The sequence below is a fragment of the Atlanticothrix silvestris CENA357 genome, from assembly GCF_016056295.1.
Taxonomy (GTDB): domain Bacteria; phylum Cyanobacteriota; class Cyanobacteriia; order Cyanobacteriales; family Nostocaceae; genus Atlanticothrix; species Atlanticothrix silvestris.
In genome coordinates, this window is sequence record NZ_JAECZB010000087.1 from 1 (window position 1) to 17353 (window position 17353).

General features: G+C 42.4%; 17 protein-coding genes and 3 pseudogenes. 12 read left to right on the forward strand and 8 right to left on the reverse strand.

Annotated elements, in window-relative coordinates:
- Positions 1 to 186: pseudogene (locus I8751_RS21855) on the reverse strand (IS4 family transposase); the annotation flags it as partial.
- Between the two features lie 206 nt (positions 187 to 392).
- On the opposite strand from I8751_RS21855, the gene I8751_RS21860 reads away from it, so the two are divergent.
- Complete coding sequence (locus I8751_RS21860; RefSeq protein ID WP_225894328.1) at positions 393 to 1001, forward strand: Rpn family recombination-promoting nuclease/putative transposase; 609 nt, start codon at positions 393 to 395, stop codon at positions 999 to 1001.
- Positions 1002 to 1125: 124 nt separating this feature from the next.
- Here the strand turns inward: I8751_RS21860 and I8751_RS21865 are convergent, their stop codons facing one another.
- Together I8751_RS21865 and I8751_RS21870 are read right to left on the reverse strand one after the other, a co-directional pair.
- Positions 1126 to 1470, reverse strand: coding sequence for a hypothetical protein (locus I8751_RS21865; RefSeq protein ID WP_214441203.1), 345 nt, complete (start codon positions 1468 to 1470; stop codon positions 1126 to 1128).
- A 6-nt stretch (positions 1471 to 1476) separates the two neighbouring features.
- Positions 1477 to 2067 (reverse strand): hypothetical protein, encoded by a 591-nt coding sequence (locus tag I8751_RS21870; RefSeq protein ID WP_214441204.1) that lies wholly within the window; start codon positions 2065 to 2067, stop codon positions 1477 to 1479.
- Positions 2068 to 2555: 488 nt separating this feature from the next.
- Here I8751_RS21870 and I8751_RS21875 point away from each other — a divergent pair, with 488 nt between their 5' ends.
- The 6 genes and pseudogenes from I8751_RS21875 (at position 2556) to I8751_RS21900 (ending at position 8966) form a co-directional block, all read left to right on the forward strand.
- Positions 2556 to 2873 (forward strand): helix-turn-helix domain-containing protein, encoded by a 318-nt coding sequence (locus I8751_RS21875; RefSeq protein WP_214441215.1) that lies wholly within the window; start codon positions 2556 to 2558, stop codon positions 2871 to 2873.
- A 173-nt stretch (positions 2874 to 3046) separates the two neighbouring features.
- Positions 3047 to 4689, forward strand: a pseudogene (locus I8751_RS21880) (hypothetical protein).
- Between the two features lie 122 nt (positions 4690 to 4811).
- Positions 4812 to 5375, forward strand: a complete 564-nt coding sequence (locus I8751_RS21885; protein ID WP_214441205.1) for an HNH endonuclease — start codon at positions 4812 to 4814, stop codon at positions 5373 to 5375.
- Positions 5372 to 6490 (forward strand): hypothetical protein, encoded by a 1119-nt coding sequence (locus I8751_RS29820; RefSeq protein WP_225894325.1) that lies wholly within the window; start codon positions 5372 to 5374, stop codon positions 6488 to 6490. Before I8751_RS21885 ends, I8751_RS29820 begins: the two co-directional genes overlap by 4 nt.
- Positions 6491 to 6566: 76 nt before the next feature.
- Positions 6567 to 7598, forward strand: a complete 1032-nt coding sequence (locus I8751_RS21895; protein ID WP_214441206.1) for an NADP-dependent oxidoreductase — start codon at positions 6567 to 6569, stop codon at positions 7596 to 7598.
- Positions 7599 to 7727: 129 nt separating this feature from the next.
- Positions 7728 to 8966, forward strand: a complete 1239-nt coding sequence (locus tag I8751_RS21900; RefSeq protein ID WP_214441207.1) for a cytochrome P450 — start codon at positions 7728 to 7730, stop codon at positions 8964 to 8966.
- Positions 8967 to 9009: 43 nt separating this feature from the next.
- Here the strand turns inward: I8751_RS21900 and I8751_RS21905 are convergent, their stop codons facing one another.
- On the reverse strand, positions 9010 to 9357 hold the full coding sequence (locus I8751_RS21905; protein WP_214441208.1) for a hypothetical protein: 348 nt from the start codon (positions 9355 to 9357) through the stop codon (positions 9010 to 9012).
- Between I8751_RS21905 and I8751_RS21910 the strand changes: the two genes are divergently transcribed.
- Genes I8751_RS21910 through I8751_RS21920 form a run of 3 tightly spaced genes read left to right on the forward strand, consistent with a single transcriptional unit; the run spans position 9357 to position 10115 of the window.
- Positions 9357 to 9590: a hypothetical protein gene (locus tag I8751_RS21910; protein ID WP_225894326.1), complete on the forward strand. Its 234-nt coding sequence runs from the start codon at positions 9357 to 9359 to the stop codon at positions 9588 to 9590. The genes I8751_RS21905 and I8751_RS21910 overlap by 1 nt on opposite strands.
- Positions 9590 to 9799: a hypothetical protein gene (locus I8751_RS21915; protein ID WP_214441209.1), complete on the forward strand. Its 210-nt coding sequence runs from the start codon at positions 9590 to 9592 to the stop codon at positions 9797 to 9799. The genes I8751_RS21910 and I8751_RS21915 overlap by 1 nt, the downstream gene beginning before the upstream one ends.
- On the forward strand, positions 9789 to 10115 hold the full coding sequence (locus I8751_RS21920; protein ID WP_214441210.1) for an acyl carrier protein: 327 nt from the start codon (positions 9789 to 9791) through the stop codon (positions 10113 to 10115). Before I8751_RS21915 ends, I8751_RS21920 begins: the two co-directional genes overlap by 11 nt.
- A 283-nt stretch (positions 10116 to 10398) precedes the next feature.
- On the opposite strand, the gene I8751_RS21925 is transcribed toward I8751_RS21920, so the two are convergent.
- The 4 genes and pseudogenes from I8751_RS21925 to I8751_RS21940 form a co-directional block, all read right to left on the reverse strand.
- Entirely contained in the window at positions 10399 to 11973 is a 1575-nt protein-coding gene (locus I8751_RS21925; RefSeq protein ID WP_214441211.1) for an AAA-like domain-containing protein, read from the reverse strand.
- Positions 11966 to 13576, reverse strand: a pseudogene (locus tag I8751_RS21930) (AAA-like domain-containing protein). The gene I8751_RS21925 and the pseudogene I8751_RS21930 overlap by 8 nt, the downstream one beginning before the upstream one ends.
- Before the next feature lie 105 nt (positions 13577 to 13681).
- Positions 13682 to 14905, reverse strand: coding sequence for a flavin monoamine oxidase family protein (locus I8751_RS21935; RefSeq protein ID WP_214441212.1), 1224 nt, complete (start codon positions 14903 to 14905; stop codon positions 13682 to 13684).
- Positions 14906 to 15276: 371 nt separating this feature from the next.
- A complete protein-coding gene (locus I8751_RS21940; RefSeq protein WP_214441213.1) occupies positions 15277 to 16440 on the reverse strand; it encodes a calcium-binding protein in 1164 nt (387 codons plus the stop codon).
- Between the two features lie 83 nt (positions 16441 to 16523).
- Here I8751_RS21940 and I8751_RS21945 point away from each other — a divergent pair, with 83 nt between their 5' ends.
- Together I8751_RS21945 and I8751_RS21950 are read left to right on the forward strand one after the other, a co-directional pair.
- Positions 16524 to 16706 (forward strand): hypothetical protein, encoded by a 183-nt coding sequence (locus tag I8751_RS21945; protein WP_225894327.1) that lies wholly within the window; start codon positions 16524 to 16526, stop codon positions 16704 to 16706.
- A gap of 398 nt (positions 16707 to 17104) precedes the next feature.
- Positions 17105 to 17353, forward strand: a 249-nt coding sequence (locus I8751_RS21950; RefSeq protein WP_214441214.1) for a helix-turn-helix domain-containing protein, incomplete at its 3' end; no start/stop codon positions are given.

Consider the following 17353-nt stretch of genomic DNA (forward strand, 5'->3'; position numbering starts at 1 on the left):
CTCCTGAGATTGTCTGCTGTTTTTAACCCATCTTTTGAGTAATGGAAACCAGATGTATTGAATTGATAACTCTGGCAGTAATAAAAATCTTTGGATGCTTCGTCGCCGACTCTCAAATTTTATCGGTTGGGGAAATACTGTCGCCAGCTTCTCAATTGTCACAGTTTTATGAAATTGTAACAGCATAATCAAGATTTCCAACATCTTGTACTGTGCGGGTGTCAGTACATTTTGAAAGCAGTTTTGGTAGAATTTAGGTAACATTATCATTTGATAGGTCTTGTTGAGAATACCTGACCTATCTTTTTTTACCCCAAAACAGTCACACTCTTGTATTTCCTGAGCTTCAGCCTCTTTGTCACCCCTTCAGCCTGAATCCTTACGTTTTGCATTTGGAATTCCAGACTAAGCCTGATCCAAATATGCCCTTCCGCATGGCTGATTATCGTTTGCGGGTATATCGACGTTTTCCTGAAAAACGAATGCGTCAAGTAGTAGTGTACTTAGCACAAACTGAATCAGAAATGGTGTATCAAACTACTTTTAGTATTGAAAATTTGCAACATGAATTTACGGTAATTCGCTTGTGGGAACAACCAGCAGAAATATTTCTACAAATGCCAGGATTATTGCCGTTTGCTGTCTTGAGCAATGCAACCAATAAAACTGGTACATTGCAGAATGTGGCAGCTAGAATTGACAATATTGCTGATCGACGAACACAAAGCAATCTCACAGCATCAGCAGCAATTCTAGCTGGGTTAGTATTGAACCAAGAGGTAATTCAACGTTTGTTGCGGAGAGATATCATGCAAGAGTCAGTCATTTATCAATCGATTTTATCCGAAGGTGAGGAAGAAGGGAGCAATAAAAAAGCCCGTGAAATCGCTGTCAACTTATTAGCAGAAGGCATGACTATTGACGCGATCGCACGGCTCACCGAATTATCAGTAGAAATGGTGCAACAGTTGCAACGGGATAAAGCACAGGAACAAGAATAATTAATTATTCCGTAAGTATTAGACGACCTCATCCTTATGATGGAGACAATAGATACTCAGTGCAGAAGATAGTTAAGATTACATGTTTTGAATTCGGTGGGCAGTAGTTAAGTCCACCTTCTTTTTATATCTTACCCACTACTGCATCCCTTGGCTTGGCATACCTGATTTTGTCTATATCATTCGCCCAATGGTTTAAGTGCTGAAAAACCACACCCAGCATTGAATCATTCCTGTACACGCGATAAATCCTGGGGCAAGCTCCTTTCACGTAGACCAGCTTGTAACCAGATACATCTAACACCTCTGCATGAGGATCGGTTGGAGGTAGCAGAATCTTGTCTTCGGATTCTTCCTCCCAATTCTTTGGTAAGCGTTTATTGGCTGCACAGTATGGCATACTTGTTTTATCGTAAATATACTGACAGGCGAGTGCGATATAAGGGAATTGCACTTGCCTTTTGTACATTCGGGGCTACGCCGCCACAGGCTGCCTTACTCCTAGCGCAGTAATAGCTGCATCAACATTGTCAGTTATGCGGCTGCTTCCCAGTTGATTACGTCTGCTGTACCATTTGTCTTCCAGGTTGTATCCAACGAAGCCCACTAAATCCTTACCCTGAAAGACTTTCGTGCTAAACGACAACCAATCAATCTCACCGTGCCATAGACCAAACTTGGTGCAAGCTGCTTCCAGTTCTGCGCTTAATCGTTCGTTGCGTTCTCGTGGTGTTTCGGGTAGGTTGGCTTTAACTTCTGCCACTGCTGCCTTAAACGGTTCTTTGTGGAAACGAGCGAAGCCGTGGGTCATCTTCACCCACACGATATTATCCTCGTTAATCCAGATGGTGACTACATCCTGCGGCTGGCAATCGTGAGGATAATCGGATTGGTTGACGATGGTTGCAATGATGGTACGATCGCGGTCGGTCAATGGGTTTTGGGCTATTGTTATTGTTTGTGGCATAATTTTGAAATAGAACGAATAAGTTTTTAGAGGCGATCGCAGACTTCGCAGGTCAAGCGATCGCTTTTTATTGCACGAAACAACGTTGTGGTTTAGCACAACGCTCTCAAAAAGTTTAAGCGCAGCTTCTCTTTTCTACTCCCAGCCAGTGACCAGGAGCATTACCAAACAGGAGAGCGATAATCTCAGGCGACAACTTCAACGCTTCAAAGGCAGTCGTCCTGCTGGTAATTCTTATTAACCGAATCCGTTCCCCCAATGTGTACCTCTCCCCTTCTCTGGTTGTGCCAGTGCCTCGGCTACCCCTCAATTGGTACTTCTGGTTCTCTTGTCAAGGTTCTGTGGTAAGTGCATCTTTATTTATTAAGAGGCGTTGCGCTTATTTCCTCTGCTGTAATTAATATCCTACGCCAGGCGTAGGGTAAAGTCAAGTATTTAAAATAGTTTTTACTACTCTTAACGTAGGTTATTTTAAAGCAGTCGTAGTTTAATTTGTTTGTGGTATCGTATATTAACCAGATTCCAAAAGTCGATTTATCTAAGCAAGGCGGAGATTAAACTAATGGAGGTGTTATATGGGCAAGCGAATGATTGCTTGGAGGTTAAACGAAATAATGGCAAAGAGGCGAATCAAGAATAAAGATTTAGCAGCAGCTTTAGGAATTGACGAAAATTCTGTTCACCGATTGAGAAGAACAGATGAAATGCCTCGATTAACTGCGGAAAGGTTGAATGGGCTTTGCATTGCACTTGAATGCAACCCTGGAGACTTAATAGTTTTTATCCCAGATGACGAAACAGATACTACAGCAAAAGGAGACAAAAAAAAGGTTACACCAATTCCTGTAAGGGAATATTTAAAGTCTAAAGCTGATAAATCCCAGGTACAGGACATAGCAGCATAAAGCGATCGCCGCCGGTCAAAGCAACGCGATCGCTTGCTCAAATCGTTCAGGACAAAGTGAGCCAATTATAATGCTGACATACTTTCGGTATGACTTCCATATCAGCTAAATACTCACTTTGGTTAAATTGCAAAACTGCAACGTTCCAAGCACTACCATAGTGGGCAACAAACATGCTGACACTAGAACCAGAAGCAATCTCAACCCTTGACTACAACAATCTCAACATCAGCATCCATGAAACCTTCGCTGCCATAGATCGGTTCGAGTGGCAAGCATCCGACGAACTGCGGCTGATGCGAGATAACGGCTATTTCCAAGATGGTGCATACACCAGCTTTGAGGATTACTGCGAAAGCGAGTTGACCAAGCATGGAGGATATCGCAGGGTCAAGGATCTATTCGCAGCAAAGCGAGTAGTTGATATTCTGCCCGACGAGCTGAAAGACAAGATCACCAAACCTTCCCAAACTCGCCCATTACTCAAACTGGTCAAAACACCCGACAAATTACAACAAGCTGTAGCGATCGCAGCCCAAGAAAAACCTTTTCCCACTGCTGCCGATTTCGCTAGAGCAGTTCAGCAAGTTGCTCCAACAGCTAAACAAATCACAAAAAAAGAAAAAAGTCAAACGCAATTGCGTAATTCTGTCACGGTTTCATCACAATTCCATCCTCGTTTTGGGGAGTCGGGAATGATTGAAGCAGACGCACCAAACCACTGGCAGCAGATTGTAACTTTTGCTGATGGTGAAAAGCTGCTGATCAACAATACAGATCTAGATGCCCCCAGTGTTCCATTCCCCAAAGAAAGAACCTATCCAGCCGAGTATGCCGAGGCGATCGCGGCTCTCAAAGAGCAACACCAGCAAGAGCTTGAACGACTGGAACAGGATTTGGGAATTGGTTTGCACATAGAAGCCACTGCCAGAGCCGAGGAACAAGTACAAGAACAACTGGCCGCTTTACAAAACCTATTTCAACAACAAAAGGAAGAGAACATCCAGCTACAACAACGGCTTTTCGAGTTAGAAGGATTGAGGCAGTTAGAACTTGAGAACCAACGATTACAAGGGCGTATTCAAGATTTGGAAAACGCTGTACAAGAACGTCCTAGCCAGCAGTGGGAAAATACTCTCACCCAGCAGGCAACCAAGGCGTTAAACAAAGAAGTTAAGCGATCGCTGGAGAAAACTATTGATCTGCGATCGCTTGCCCAAGAACCACCCAAAGAAAATGCCACCGAATGCTTACGTTTGATGGGTATGGCTTTGGGGAATCTTGCCACTGCTATGAACAATACCCAAGCGCTGGAAGCTGCGGCGTTAATTCTGGGCAGTGAGCCAACACCAATTGCGATCGCAAAAAGGGCAGAGCAATTGCAACTACTACCCCAAGCAGTGAGCGATATTCGGGCGGTGTTATCCAAGCCTGAACGTAGCTGGTGGGACTACTTAGAAGTCGCTCAAGAGTACGAGGTTATCAAAGCCGACTATTGGGCAGAGTTAACCACCGAAGAGACAGAACTAATCACCGCTTTGGAAAAAGCTGAATCCTCACTCATTACGGAACCGATGGTTCCTAGCGAAACCCCTGCCGAGTCCAATTCTTCTAATTGCGAATTGCGAATTGCGAATTGATTGGCGTTGGTTCTATCGTCTCTCATGCTGATCCTTACCGCACTTTGTATGTAGAACGGGGTGAAGTAGTGGAGGACTTGGGCGAAGAGTTGGTAGTCGCTTGGGATTGTTGGAAAGAACGCTCAAAGAAGACTGACAGGTATTCCAGAGAGGAATTGCGGTTCTGGGAAGGATAACTAATTTATTCTCTCTACCAGTAATTTTTTAGACACGACTTTATAAATACATAGACAATGCTAGGCCTCGCGCTAACAGTGGGGGAAATTTCCGTGCGTCAACAGAAACAGGAGAGTGAATTATGACGAACTATAAAGGTATTCCACCAGAAGATTTAATTTGGGCAGTCAAGCATTTTTCATATTGCGCTCTCAAACTCTACAGCTATGCTTGGGCTGTACATCCTTATAAGCCCAAATACGACAAATACTCTACTACCTACATCCCTAGAGTGACCTTACTCTCTGATTTGGAAATGAAAGCAAACGTCTTAAATAAGGCGATGACGGAAGTAACCGATAGCAAATTGTTTAAGATATTTTATCTTCCCAATAGACCCTGCTATGAAAAATATGCTGGTATGGTCTGTTTCTGTGAAAACAAACATGGTATTTACTTGCCTGAACCGACGGAGTACAAATTCAGCGCTTACGATGAGTTTTTAGCATCAGAATACTGGCAAGACTGTAGAAGACTAGTTCTAGCTAGAGATAATTTTAGATGTGTAAAATGCAACGCTAATCAAAAATTACAAGTTCATCATTTGACTTATGACCATCACGGTTTCGAGATGGAATACTTGGATGATTTGATTACTCTGTGTCGTCGCTGTCATGCCTCTGCTCATCATGGAGGTGAGAAATGACTACTAAATTTAAACAGTCCACTGGCTCAAAACTAAATCATCCTCACATGATCATCCCGTCAGAGGACACCACATGGGCAATCAGTCAAAAACCATCTGTACTGAGATTTTGGCAACAGTGTTGGCTAGCTGACCCATTCGGCTCACGCTGGATGAAATTGGTGACTAATTTGAGTGATTCAGCTTTTAGATTGGCCAGAAGAGTATTGGAAGCAGCTGGTTTGTTTATATTTCGTCGTCTCAGCTGTGGCAGTGATGGCAGAACATCAGTTTGGGAAGTAAAAAATCTGCATGGCGCGCGAGTTAAAGATTTTTGGCAGAGCGAGAAAAATGAAGCGGATACCGCCTCAAATAAAGCGGATAACGTTTCAATTAAAGCGAATACCGCGACAATTGAAACGAATATTGCCACTCAAAGCCGCTCAGAGCAAGGGTTTCAGGAACCCTCACGAACTTCTCAGAAACACCTCACGAACTCTTCAAAAGAGATCGTGAGGTGTGATTCTTCCACGCAATACAAAAATTCGCGTGATGAGGCGACGGCTGACGCGCCTTTTGGGGGCGCGTCGCCTCAGACTCTCGAAAGCGTGGAAGAAGAAGAAAAAGAGTTGCCTGCGGTAACGGACTGTACATCGCTAGCGCTCGTGGATGCTGTACAGGATGAATCTGCTTCGTTGCTGGGAGAAAACCAGGATTGTGGTGTTGAGCCGATAATCCCTCATGAAGGCACTTTTTCCGCCGCGCCCGTTGCTCCCAATTTTGAAGAATCAGCCCAACCCAGTCTTTCCACTGCGTTGATAGGTGAAAATCAGATTTCGGGCAATGAGGACAAAACTCTTCATGTTGACCAAAATTCCGCCGCGCCTGCCCCCAGTGATGAAAAATGGTCACACGAAGCGATCGCAATTCGTTCAAAAATGCGACCTCTGCGTATGGAGAAATTGAAGTTGGCAGGGATGCTGGAGGAAAAACCTGATTTTAAGTTTCTTGTGGAATGTTGGAATGACGATCCTGCTTTGCAGATTGTGATCAGGAAGCTGCTGATGAGGTTTCCGCAGTGGGGGATTGCCTGTGTGGATGGGGTGTTGGTTGAGTGGGATACTAGAGTAAAATAATGCTACAAGACTCAAGAAAACCCAAGTAAGTCTGTATTGTCCCTAATCAACTCTCAGTCACACCAAACAAAAACTTATGACTAGAGCGATAAATCGACAGTTTCTATTAGCTGCTCGTCCCGTTGGTGACATTAAAGAAAGCGATTTTGAATACCGAGAAGAGCCAATCCCCAGCCCCAAAGATGATGAGGTGCTGGTACGTGTTATGTATCTGTCACTAGATCCTACCAATCGGATCTGGATGAGCGATATGGAGCAGTATATGCCTCCTGTTGAAATTGGGGAAGTTATGCGTGGCGGTATTATAGGTGTCGTTGAAGAGTCCAAAAATCCTAATTTTAAAAAGGGAGATTTGGTATCAGGGATGCTAGGCTGGCAAGATTACGCGATCGCCCTTGGAAACAGTGGCTTTTCGCTCACGCGATTACCTGATCCTCTACCTTGTCCGCTTAACGCATTTACCGGCCCATTGGGAGCTACTGGTTTTACAGCTTATTTTGGATTATTAGATATAGGACAGCCAAAAGCTGGAGAAACTGTGGTCGTTTCAGCCGCATCCGGAGCAGTTGGTTCCATTGTTGGACAAATTGCCAAGATTAAGGGGTGTCGGGTAGTTGGTATAACTGGCAGCGATGAAAAGTGCCGTTGGCTCACAGAAGAACTTGGCTTTGATACAGCAATTAATTATAAAACCGTTGATTTGGAAAGCGCGATCGCTCAAGCCTGTCCCGATGGGATTGATGTTTATTTCGATAATGTTGGTGGTTCTATTCTTGATGCCGTCCTAACTAAAATTAATCTGCACGCACGTATTCCTCTATGCGGTTTAATCTCAACTTATAATGCTTCAAAGCCTGTTCCTGGCCCATATAATTACAACCAAATTCTCATGAAACGCGCTCTCGTTCAGGGATTTATTATCTTGGATTATATTCCCCGATTTCATGAAGCGATAGCGGAGATTGGACAATGGCTAAACCAGGGGAAAATTAAATATGCTCTTGAGATTGTCGAAGGCTTAGAAAATGCACCCAAGGCGATCCTAAAACTTTTCGACGGTAACAAAAAGGGAAAACTGGTTATTAAAGTCTCAAATGAACCTACCTGAAAAATTTATGGCAAATAACGTTGATTCTGTTGACCAACCTGCTTGCTTTAGAGGTTGCCCTAACCTGTTATGATGTTTTTTGACTTGACAGCGACTCAAAGCTAATTCTCACTCTTCCTCATAACAAGCATGAAGCATCTGTCAGATTACAACTTCTTCGATCCAGAACTGCTTATATGTCCTTATGAATTCTACAAGCTGGCTCAGGAGCAAGCACCAATTATGGAGCTACCGAGTCCAAGGTCTGATGCCAAGCTCTTTCTCGTTACCAGCTACGACTTGGTGAGCGAAATTCTTAAGGATACAAAAGTATTCTCTAGCAATTTCTCTACTTTACTGGCTGGCAAAGAAGAACAAGATGATGAATTGCAGAAAATCTATGCTCAAGGTTGGCCGCAGATAAACACTCTGCTCACAGCAGACCCACCAGAACACGAGCGATTCCGAGCGTTAGTAAATAAGGCATTTAGCTCGTCGCGTGTGAACAAAATGCACGATTTGATTGAGCAGATTGTTGATGAACTTATTGACGATTTCATTGCCCAGAGTAAGTGTGAATTCGTCAGTGAGTTTGCCGTACCTTTACCAGTCAAAGTTATTGCTCAACAGTTAGGTGTGCCACAGGCAGATTTGCCAAAGTTCAAACAATGGTCGGATGCTTTTATTGCGCGTCTAGGACAATTACTTTCTAGAGAGCAGGAGATTGAGTGTGCTAAAGATGTTGTTGCTTTCCAGCATTATTTTCATGATGTCATCGAGTCACGCAAAAAACAGCCTCAAGATGATTTAATAACCGACTTGGTACAGGCAAAAGTGGCTGGAGAACGAGAACTTGACACGGCTGAATTACTAAGTATAATCCAGCAAATACTAGTGGCAGGCAATGAGACAGTCACTAGTGCGCTAGCAGCTGGGATGTTGTTACTGACAAAAAATCAACAGCAGATTCCGTTGCTACAAGCAGATCCTTGCTTGCTAGAGAATTTAGTGGAAGAAGTTTTACGGATGGAAAGTCCGACAGCCGGAATGTGGCGAGTTGTAACGCAAGATACAAAACTCCAAGACATCGATCTCAAAGCTGGGTCTTTAGTGATGGTTCGCTTTGATGCTGCTAACCGCGACCCGATAAAATTTCAGCAGGGGCAACGTTTCGACGTGGGTCGGCAGAATGCAAGCAACCACCTATCTTTTGGTCAAGGTATTCATTTTTGTTTAGGTGCGATGCTTGCTCGTAAGGAAATGCACATCGCTTATCAACTGTTGCTGCTACGGTTGAAGAACATCCGCTTGGCACAACAAGGATACCAATACTTACCGAATGTACTCATGCGTACACTGAAGTATCTATACATTGAGTTTGACAAGTGATGTAAAGTTCTTTGGATCGTGTTAGTTACTTTATCAGCAAACATTATAGTTGCTGCTGATTAACCAAGAGCCATGTTTGGGGGTGGTTAATCAGCATTGGGCAAATGTAGCCGGTGCGATCGCTCTTATGTTGGTGCGATAATCCCACTGGACTGTTCATCAATTCTTGCAAGAGAGGGGCAAAGGGCAACAATACGGTAACAGCAGATGTCAGTGCATGGTTTGAGTGGGCGCGGCAACAGCGGATTGTGCTGGCAATGTCGGGAGGGGTGGTTTCTACACCAGAGGGTGAGGCTATGGAGTTGGTGGAGATGATGCGGCGGTTTCCGGTGGGGGAGTAGGGTTCTGCATCCATCCAGATAGATTTTTGAAAAATGGTCGAGTGAGGCATTGTTTACCACCGAAGGCATCGCAGCGCGGTCTAAGGCACGACCAGGGCGGATGCAGAAACTTAAACTGGCGGAGGTGTTGAGGGAAAATCCAGGGGTTGAGTTTCTTCGTGAATGTTGGAAAGATGACCCTGCTTTGCAGATTGTGATCAAGAAATTGCTGGTGAAGTTTCCGCAGTGGGGGATTGCTTGCGTGGATGGGGTGCTGGTGGATTGGGATGCTAAAGTAAAATAATGCTAGAAGACCCAGAAAATCCCAAGGAAGTCTGGACTGATTATGTTTGGGCTGACACTGAAGCGGAAGCTATGCAAAAATGTCAGTTAAAAGCACAAGAAGCCACTGTTCAAGGAAAAACAGTTGTGCGACTTGTAGGGCAACCCAAGAAAGTAGGTAAAGGAAAACGGTACGAATGCCAGTTTGAGGGAGAGATTTATGACGCTTGAACTTCCAGTAATTCCACAAACAGGGGAAGTATTTTTAGCAGTAGAACTAACTGCTGTACAAAATATGACTATTGCACAAACCCTCAAATTATTAGAAGACATGGGCTACAACCCATCTCTGCGGTATCGACAATCTTCAGATGGAAAGGTTTGTGTCTACGCTTTGCTCAGGCATGATTTTGTCAATCCTGAAATTTTGCAAAACTCCGATTATCTCGGAGAACAACTAGACGCATTGGCAGAAGTAATTAAACCTGCTGATGCTATCACATCACCACGCGGAATTAGTAGCGCCAAAACACCTGTTGTTGTGTAGTGGCTCTAATTACCGTGAACAACTACGGCAAATAACGTTGACCTTGCCCACCAATCTGCTTGTTAAGCGAAACTTTATCCCCCAGGGCGAACACATCTAAAGTATACTTAGTGACTACCGAAATTGAGAATCAACGAAAAAATCAGCATTTATCATTTGATCCATTGTCCAAACCTCAAAGCGATCGCCTAAATACTTGTCAATAAGCATGGCTTAATGCGATTATTTTTGAGCTTATTGAGAATAGTCTAGCCTTATTGACATGATGCGGCCGCCCTGTATCCTACCTGTGATCATAATGACAGAATGCTTGCTGATCTTCACTTCGCGCTTTTTTAAGACATTCGTTATATTTGTCATACTCTCTTTCAGCTTGGTTAGTTGTTAGGTAATTGATTATTCTAGGGATTATTAGTGTTGACCCCACTACTGCTGCTATTATCACCATAATCAAAAACAATATCAGATCACGATCCCTACGAATCTGCTGATAAGCTTTCTTATTAGCTTTAACCAATACCTGATTTCTTTTTTCTGCTGCTTCCCTATCCTTTCTCTCACGTTCCAACTCAGCTTCTTTTTCCTTTGCAGCAATTTTTTCTTCTCGTTCCTTTGCTTGGCTAGCTGCTAGAAACTGCCTATCTTCATAATTTAAACTCTTACCCTTTGACCATTCCAACGCATCTTGTAACGCTTTTCCACGCAACAAGCGAGATTCATCATTACCGTCAGAAGCCACCCAAAATCTAAAACTTTTAGAGTAAGGACGCAGATTATTTAATTGGTTTTCAATCCAATCTTCCTCAAAAACTTCTTTATAAATAGGGTTGTAAATTCTTAATTTATTATTTTGTCTAACAATTAATCCCGAAAGCTGTAACTCACTCTGCTCTAAAGTATCATCTGCTATGACTTGCGATCGCTCCTCAGCCAAACGGACTTGTTGGTACAGTTCTAGTAAGTAACCTGCCCGTTGTTCATCCCGTAAAATTCTGGCTTGAATTGTTCGCAGATGTTCAGGCTCATCCTGTGATTCCCAACTTTCGATAATCCGCGACCTGACAACTTGCTCTACTGAACGAGGGTTGTCTTGCTCTGATTCCTCAACCATGAACTGACACAGCTTTTGAGTTAGAAATGGTTGCCCCCCAGTCCACTGCAAAATCTCCTGCATTACTGCTTGAGGATTATTAAACTTTCTCTGCAAACCTTTTTTTAATGGTTCAGCTTCATGCAGTTGAAAACCCTTAAGGGAGATAGCCTTACCAATGTTAAACGGAGTACGCTGTTTATCTTCAATCAAATTGCTGGGTGATGCTACTCCCAGTAAACAGAAAGTGAGACGGTTATATTCAGGGTTATCAACACGCTTGTTATAACAGGCGCGAATCAGTGCAAAAAAGTCATCTGTAGGAAAATTTAGACTGAGTACGCTATCAATTTCATCAATAAAAATAACTATACTCTCTTGAACTTCAACAAGTAATATTTCTTCCAAAAACTTGCGAAATCTTGTAACTAGCGAATTTAACTGATTCGCCTCCCACCAATCACCAAAGTCTAAATCTAACCCAAAACTATCAACGAGCGTATCGATTAAATCTGCATACCATTGTTCAGGAGGGACATTCTGAATACCTCCAGCAGAAAGGTCAATTGCCGCACACTCTACCCCTTCTAACCGCAATCGCTGCATGGTTCGCACGCGCAAACTGGATTTACCACTTTGGCGCGAATTCAGTACATAACAAAACTTTCCCGCTTTTAGCCCTTCATACAATTGTGTATCAGCTTCTCGTGTGACGTAGGTACTGGCATTTTCAGGTAAACTTCCAGAGAATATATACTGGTCAACCATGATTTACCCACTCCAAATGAGTTGAGAAATACTGACGATACAAATCACAACTAGGAACGCAATCATTACTAACGAGTTTGACTAACCCCAAGCTATGCAACTTAAACGCAACTTCAGTATCTAACCTCACAGGTGCATTTGTCATCACTACTTTTTTATACCCTGCCGCAAGCTAGGGATTGTGTTGTAAATGCCACAGTTGTTGCCGCAGGTGATCGCTGAAGATTCCCTGTTCTGTTGGTGCAAGCCTCAACAGTTCTTCTAACGTCATCTGCTGGCTTTTGAGATGAGCGAGCGCCTGTTGCACCAGATAAGGATGTCCCCCAACCATCCCCATTAATTGACTCAATGGTTCCTCTTTCAGCATCTCTAACCCATTTTGATTAGCCAGCTCCACCACTTGCTGTAGGTTAAATTCTGGTAACTCAATGGCCAACCCAACATTAAACGGGGAGTGATTAGTATCTAAGGAGGGGTAGGATTCAGTAGAGTGAACCACCACAAGGCGCAGTTTCTTCCAGATATTACCAATCTTGTCTCCCTGTTTCGCTGCCTCATACCATCCCCGCAGTAATAAGCAAAATTGGGGAAAAATCTCTGGATGTTCAAACAGTCTCTCAAAATTATCTATGGCTAAAACGAGGGGGGCATCAGTTACCGATAATAAATATTTCTGAAAATAACGAGTACAGTTTTTATTCAGTCCAAAGACATCCTGCCAATGTTTATCTAGTTGTGGTTCTAGCTCCAGGCTATCTGCAACATCAACGCACAACCATTGCAAGAATGTTTTCAGGTTAGCCAAAATGCTAGTATCAGCTAGTTTTAAATCAAGCTTTGCTGTTTGATAACCCTGGACTCTAGCATGGTCTAATATTTTCTCTAGCAAAAGAGTTTTACCCATTCTCTGCGGAGCTTTAAGGCGAATCAACGCCCCTGGCTGCACTATTGCGTGGTAACACTTCTCTTCAATAGGCGGACGTTCAATATAAATTATCCCTGCATTCTCTGAAGAGTTTGATAATGCCATCTCCTCTTTTATGATCAGCTTCGGTGTCAGATTTTCAGCTATCCCTGCCACGCGAATTAGGCTACAACCTAATTTATAAGCAAACTCGTAACCTTTATTTGCACCCAGCCCATCATAAAAACCCACCGCAAACTCAATTGCTGCTCTATCGCCAATCTCTTGGTTCATTCCCACTACATAATTAATATGTTGAGCTATTTCAACAGCTTGGCATTGGGAGTAGCAAGCATTCAGAACCACGCACTCCACTTGGTAAGAAAACAATTGAAACAGTCCTGCTAATGCTTCTGCATCTACTAACTTTGCTGCTCCCGTTTCATCCTCAAATACTAAACCTTCTTCTCCTGCCCCATGTCCAGAAAAATGAATTATCTGTGGTTTGTGTTCAAGTATTGCTCTATGAATATCCCGGTATCTTACTGCTTGGGCTGTAGCTAGGGAATACCGTTCTCGGTTCATTGACCTTTTCAACCCCTCCTCAATCTCCCGCATCTCTTCACCCAAACGCAGATATTTACTGCCGATGGGATTGGCAGCTAACAGTAGGATTTTCTGAGTTGCTTCACTATTCATTAATTTTGGCAGGAGTCGCTCAAAACACGAGTTTCTATGGCATATACATCAAGAGTATGTGCTTTTACGGACTTTAACGTAATTTTTACTGGGGTATATGAGGTATCACCTTTTAATCAAAGGAACGTTAGAGCCAGCAAAGTGAATTTCTTTAGCAGCGTTAAGCCCAGACTCTAATGCTCCTTGAAGCCATCCTCTCGCCTTGGAAGTATGATCTCCAGCGAAATAAATTTGTCCCTCTGACTTCCCTAAGTCTGAAAATAGTTTCTTCTCCTGTTCATCTGTTGGATAGGCCCAGCCTCCTTTTGACCAGATATCTTTTGTCCATGAATAAAAGTGCGATTGGACAGAATAATTAGTTACCCCAGGCAAAATTTTCTCCCAATGCTGGAGTAATTTTGTCTGTTGAGCTTTGCCCTGAAAAGTATCTATCTCAAGAGCTTTTTTTCCTTTTAGATAGGCATGAAGAATACCTGTCTTTTCGGGTTTATCCCAAGTAGTATGCCACAGTTCTTCATCCTCCAAAAATCCCCACCCATTTAAGTTTTCACTTTCCCAGAACCGATTAGGGAATTTAACAAAGCAACGAGTTGCTGCTCGATAGTTATATCCTCCTGCTGCCGCCTGTTTTTTTGCCGGAGATAGCTCAGGTGAAAAACTAATTTGATCTAAAACAGTTAATGGGACAGTACATAATACACAATCACCAACATATCGTTGTCCTGATAAACACCGCACTTCAACACCATTAGATGTTTGTACGATCTGAGCAACAGCATCGTCAAGTTTAATTTTCTCAGTCAATACTTGAGCAAATGCTTGGGGAAGTCGATCAAATCCATCCATCAGTTTTTGAATCTCTTGGGGACGGATTTGTGGTTGATTTTGAAATAGTTGTTTCGCTGGAATTAATAGACGTTTTCCATCCTTCATCGTGAGATATTTCCCCGATGTCGGCCCAAACTGTGAAAGTCTTAAACCAAAATGTTTGATGTAACCAAGGGTTAAATGATGATTAGGTGGGATTCTGGCTGCTCCAAGCTCTACTAAATCCTCTCCTTGGAAGGCTCCTCGCAGGGTTAACACTCTACCACCAACACGTTTCCTGGCTTCTAAAATAGTGACATTATGACCAGCTGCTGTTAATTCATAAGCTGCCACTAAACCGGAAAGACCTGCGCCGACAATTAGCACCTTTCGACGCGGCAATCCTTTGGGCAAAGCGCCGGGGGTAGTTGGTTTTTGAGCTTGTACTTGATCGTAGGTGACGGTTGCGGCGATAGCGAGAGTACTCTGCAATAAAAACTGACGGCGATTCAGGTTGAACATAGAGGCAGAACTAGTGATTGGGGAAGGATAGCAATTTAGGGTATTCTTAATTTCTCGGCTAAATAAAGCTACAAATGTACAATAAAGGATTCCAGACTGATATTAACAGTCTCAGTAGATTTACGATAGTAGTTCACTTAAGCAAATTTAAACTTTACTAGCAGAACTTAAACATTTTTGATACAAAAACTAACCTTAAACCTACAGGATAAAGGAAATACACTAAAGGCTCAAAAATACTTGAAACCCAGATATATCAAGAAACTAAGCAAATCGATGTCAAAGTTTTTCCATATCTGCATTTAAGGTATTTTTTTTGCTTATTTTTTGTTTAAGTCCCGCTATGTATCGAACTTACACAATCCCTAAGTTTAAACTAGTTGAATGTCTAAATTAGCTTGAAAACCAATAGGTTTATTTTCAACAATTGCGAATCTAGATTCTTGGAAGAACAAAGAACCATTTAGGGGATCATAACTGAAGTCACTCAGGTCAATAGCACCAAATCCTGCTTGAGATACTTGAATTTTATCACCTTCAACAGCCTTGAAGTCTTTGATAATGTCAACACCCTCTAATACATTGGTAAAAATGAATTTATCTGCACCTAGTCCACCAGTGAGAGTATCTGTACCTAACCCACCAACGAGTGTATCATTGCCACTTCTGCCAGAAAGTGTATCGTTACCGCCATTGCCAAATAACAGATTATTTTGCTTATCTCCAACAATGGTGTCACTTTGATTTGTACCTTTAACATTATCAAAGTTTATAAATCTGAATTTAGCTGTATTTCCGCTAGGAAGATTATTAATTACGAAACTTTGAGTTTCCAGGTTAACGTTGACTGATGCGTCTCCAATTATAAAGGGCGATGAAGAAGCAATTGAGGCATCTATAGTGTTATTTCCAACGCTAGCATCAACAACAACGTTTTCAAAATTAAAAAGTAAATCTGTACCTAGTCCACCACCTTTTTTAAGAGTTCCATCAATGAAGATGGTAGAACTTACACCTATTTTGCTGTAATCAGCCGTATCAGTACCAGAGCCTCCATTTAAGGTATCATTGCCTGCACTACCTCTAATAATGTCATTGCCCCCGCTGCCAGATAATTGATTATCCTGAGAATCACCAGTAATCGTGTCATTTTGATTTGTACCAATTACATTTACAAAATTTTTCACACTGACTATTATTGGCGGCGAACCTACAACTCTGATTTCTAGTCTTTCTCTAGATAAATCAGCTATTATTGATACATTTTTGTTGTTAGTAGTTGCATCAATGATATTAGTCTGTCCTCTAGCACCAATAACAGTTTCCAAGAAATCTTTAAACGTATCAGTTCCAATTACGCCTTTTTGAATTACTACTGGTTGGAGTGTTACAGGTTGTTCTAAGTCACTGTAATCAATAATATCGCTACCATCTCCACCAGTAATCGTATCGTTACCTGCACTGCCGATGAATCTGTCATTCTCAGCAGTTCCCACTAAAATATCATCTCCATCAGTACCTATAATTGTTGCCATAATCTTGCTTTACCTGTTTTTGAGTAACTGCTGTATAGTAACTTGTTATTGACTGTGCTTTTGATGAAAAAATGTTGCAGAATATGTCTTCATCGGTACGTTGTGATACATATAGAGAAGGGGCAGATGGTAAACCTACTTATCATTGGGGCAGATTTAAAGTCACTTTTCTTGATCCCAAATTTCCCTCCCGTTGGAAAGCTGATATTAGTCTTTGCGATCGCGATCCTATGATGACTTTAAACGGTACACCTGTTACACAGTAATCACCAGGCTAAAACACCTAGAAAAGAAGAATATATTACTGCATTTTTGCATTAATGCACATTTGCAATGTTGCACTTAGACCTGTCCAGCCGTTAATACTTGGGTAGCGGTCAAATCCAGCACAGGAAAAATCACTGATTTGATTGGCTCTGTCCCCTGAAACACAGATTCTTCATATAGTCCATCTACAAGAATTAGCAGGGTTATTCGGGCTTTGTAAGCATCCTGGAGTTTAGACTAAGCAGCAAAAAGTGATTACTGACCTTTCACAGCATACAGATTTATGGGTAAGCTTTCTGTTTACGAAACCAATCTTTGCACCAGATGAAAACGGTCTAATACCAGTTCTCCATGAAGATGCACTAAATTAGTAGAAGCAGAAATAGGGTGTAAGGGTATGGGCAATAGCTTCCAAGTAGAAATATCTGAAAGTCAAGAAGAACTACAACATCGATTGCGCCATGCAGTAACAGCAACAACCAAAGAAAGGCTACAGATGCTCTACTGGATTAAGGTAGGCGCGATCGCAACCAGACAGGAACTTTCACAACGCTTGGGAAGAGATGAATCAACAGTGTATCGTTGGCTGCAACGGTATAAACAAAGCGGGATGAATGCATTGCTCGAAGTCAAAACACCCCCAGGG